Source organism: Robertmurraya sp. DFI.2.37 (assembly GCF_029211245.1).
Taxonomy (GTDB): domain Bacteria; phylum Bacillota; class Bacilli; order Bacillales; family Cytobacillaceae; genus Robertmurraya; species Robertmurraya methanolica_A.
Map to the genome: position 1 here is coordinate 1 of NZ_JARGEJ010000114.1, position 3,065 is coordinate 3,065.

3 protein-coding genes and 1 pseudogene are annotated in these 3,065 nt (G+C 34.6%); 1 reads left to right on the forward strand and 3 read right to left on the reverse strand.

Going from position 1 to position 3,065, the window contains the following annotated elements:
- Positions 1-96, forward strand: a 96-nt coding sequence (locus tag PZE06_RS25490) for an IS3 family transposase (RefSeq protein ID WP_251385272.1), incomplete at its 5' end; no start/stop codon positions are given.
- Positions 97-490: 394 nt separating this feature from the next.
- Here PZE06_RS25490 and PZE06_RS25495 read toward each other — a convergent pair.
- The 3 genes and pseudogenes from PZE06_RS25495 to PZE06_RS25505 form a co-directional block, all read right to left on the reverse strand.
- The gene (locus tag PZE06_RS25495; protein ID WP_145582941.1) at positions 491-1,414 is read right to left on the reverse strand and encodes a cupin domain-containing protein; all 924 of its coding nucleotides are present in this window, start codon (positions 1,412-1,414) and stop codon (positions 491-493) included.
- Positions 1,415-1,855: 441 nt separating this feature from the next.
- Positions 1,856-2,095: pseudogene (locus PZE06_RS25500) on the reverse strand (site-specific integrase); the annotation flags it as partial.
- A 613-nt stretch (positions 2,096-2,708) separates the two neighbouring features.
- Positions 2,709-2,915, reverse strand: a complete 207-nt coding sequence (locus PZE06_RS25505; RefSeq protein WP_145582939.1) for a DUF1657 domain-containing protein — start codon at positions 2,913-2,915, stop codon at positions 2,709-2,711.
- Positions 2,916-3,065 lie beyond the last annotated feature (150 nt).

Below are 3,065 nucleotides of genomic sequence, written 5' to 3' on the forward strand. Positions count from 1 at the left end.
TATATTTACTGGTATAACAATATACGATCAAAAGAAAAATTGACTGGACTAAGTCCGGTTGAATACCGAATTCAATCCAGTCAATCAGCTGCATAATAAAAACTCTAACTTTTAGGGGTAAGCTCCAAATTAAGCATTTCGAGGCTTTTTTTGCAAAGTTTAATGGTTAATAGGTGATGGTTTATTTTAAAAGGAAAATAATCAATTGCAATAGGACAAGCACCGTTTCGTTAAAGGCGCCCATTTCTGTATGTTAAAGAAAATGATGAAGTCATTTTCCCTATAGGGCTATTCAAGTATTCGAATCAATTTAGGATTAATTAGTTGAATACTTATATAAAAAACAAAACTATGTGTTTAAAAGTAGCTTTATTATTTAATTTTTTAATGATTTGACACGTGAAAATAGCAAAATACATTTCAAAAAATGAGCAGTGATAGGCTACTACTGCTCTTCAGATAAGTTATAGTGTACTTTCTGCAAGCGATTTTAGTTCGCCATAAAACAACGACCAGAAGCCATGGCATCAGCTTTCGTTACGTGAACGGTACCATGTGGATGCTGAGGCGGCGCATAAATAGAGTAAAGTTTTAGCGGGATATTACCTGTATTGGTTACATTATGCCATTTACCAGCAGGTACCATAATGGCAAAGTTTTCATAGACTTTTTCTGCAAAATCTAAATTATCTTTACGATCCCCCATTTGAACAATCCCTTGACCTTGTTCAATACGCAAGAATTGATCAACTGTGGGGTGAATTTCTAAACCGATATCTTCTCCAACATTGATACTCATCAAGGTAACTTGCAAATGTCTTCCTGTCCATAAAACGGTACGATACGTATTGTTTTGCTTCGTAGCCTCCTGTATATTAACGATAAACGGTTCTGGTCCATAATCTTTTAATTCAATTTTATCTTTGCTCTTAAATGATTTTAAAAAGGCCAATCGTTTAGCATGCTCCATTTCATCTGTGGAAGCACGTAGGAATACATCACCAACCGGTGAATTTTGCAAAAGCAAATAATCATTTCGATATTCTTCATAATTCGCTAATTCCGTTTCATAAGCTTTTTGCAGTCCTTCACGATAATTTCGAAAAGATACTTTCTCGATTTGGTACACAGGCTGTCTTCCAGTCATCGAAATATACAGATTTGTATGTTGCTGCCAATGTACCTTTTCGTCTTCTAAAATATTCAGAATGTCATTTTTATGCTTTTGATTTGGTGCTAAATTTACTAATCGGCTATATAAATCAATGGCTGAAGCTTCTCCTTTTATTCCGTCAAGTATTGCCTCAAATACTAGTCGATCCTTTCCTTGACTATTTCTTAACATCAAGTTTGAGTTATATATTGATGGGTTGACGTAATAAGGATATGGGTACGTGATTGGAACATTATACATTTTGATCATTCCCTCATATTTTTATAAAATTATCATATTCCTATGTTTAGAGTTTGTGCTTTAATCCATAGTGCCTTAAGAAGGTCTCATTTGAAAAGAATTTACTCAGTTAATGGCCCGTTTGTTCAACAGGCAGGGATGGAGAGCACCATTCTCTCCATAAACTAAACTTTTTTAAATACCTCTGTATAAGCAACTAATTACTCACTAAGTTGTTTGTTATCACCTTCTAATTTCTTGGTCTTCCGTTTCAGTGATTCAATAAGGGCATCCTTTCCTCATTTATTTCTCGTTAATATTGTTTTAGTATAGGTGATTGTTGCTGCCTTAGCGCTTCAATCCGTTCAATGAATATCGACATTGTTGATAGCGTTGTGCTTGCGTGCACTTGATTCATTTAAGACACTTCTAAAATTAATTTTTCCATAATGGCTTCATCACCAATTTTACAAATATAAAGTTGGTATCAATCGCTAATTCATCAAGGAATTCATAAAGGTAATCATCAAACAAGAACTAGATGATTAACTCCCCTCTATCTATTTCAACTGAATTGGTGTCCATTTTTATGATCAAAAATAAAGTCCTCTATAAAGAGCGATAGTGCTTCTACAATTCTCAAACCTTTTTAAATAGCCGTTTAATAAGCAGTCAATCTCGTATGTTAGTTGTTACCTTATAAATCTACACAGCTAACTCGATTCCTTTGCGTATCCAATGAACTCTTTAATATTGTCAAACCGGGGGTCATCCCGTTTTACGACAATAAGTTTGGAATCTTCATGGTGACTGATATTAAATTAAAAACTGTCCAAATTTTCTTTTCTATTGGCAGTAGGATTTATTAACCAGTAAAGATATTTGGAGAGACCATATAACCAAGCGTATATCCATCGGGTTCGCTGTTTGCTAATTCACCCCTACCAATCCAACCTTCACCTTTTTGACACAATACACCCAAGAGAATTAAAAATGAAGGCAAAAAAACCACCCACGATGTTGTGAGGGGTCTCATTGTGTTTATAAAGTTTGTTGATGTCAATGAAAAAACGTGTTAAGAATCGAAAAAGAAAGCTTGTATGTACCTGTGAAATACTTAAATCGTTATTATTTTCACCCAACTGATTCTGGCTTCCGTTACATCCTGATTCTATTCCGATAACCGTTAATACTAAAAGACTGATCTTTAATTTGTTTTATTTTATATATCATGAAAAATCACCTCTGTGTTTTATCCATTATTGAGAGAGTAAAAAAGGTTGGTTTACTCGACCAACCTTTTTTGTCTTTTTAATTATTGTTGTTTGTATTGAGGTTCTTCTTGTTCGATTTGTTGAACGCGTGGTTCAACGCTTTGTAAAACCGATTGGGTTTGTTTAGCAGCATCTTGGTAAAGCTGCTTCGCTTGTTCATTATCTGTACTAAGAGCAAATGTTTCAAAGCTAGCTTGAGCGCTTTTTAATCCGGCTAAAGCTGTTTTAACGTCATTTATGACTGTCATGAATAACACCTCCTATTATTTTTTATAGTCTCTCGGAAATTAATTTTCCGCATTAGCTCTAGTCTTACGACTAGGGCTTTTTATCGTTACACCCCCAATAAGGGATGCGAACAAACTTTCCGTCTTGACAAACGTACGTTCCCCTCACAA

Bases quoted from the DNA above. Each gene is read 5' to 3' on its own strand.
- PZE06_RS25495 (WP_145582941.1), bottom strand. From the start codon at position 1,414: ATGTATAATGTTCCAATCACGTACCCATATCCTTATTACGTCAACCCA.
- PZE06_RS25505 (WP_145582939.1), bottom strand. From the start codon at position 2,915: ATGACAGTCATAAATGACGTTAAAACAGCTTTAGCCGGATTAAAAAGC.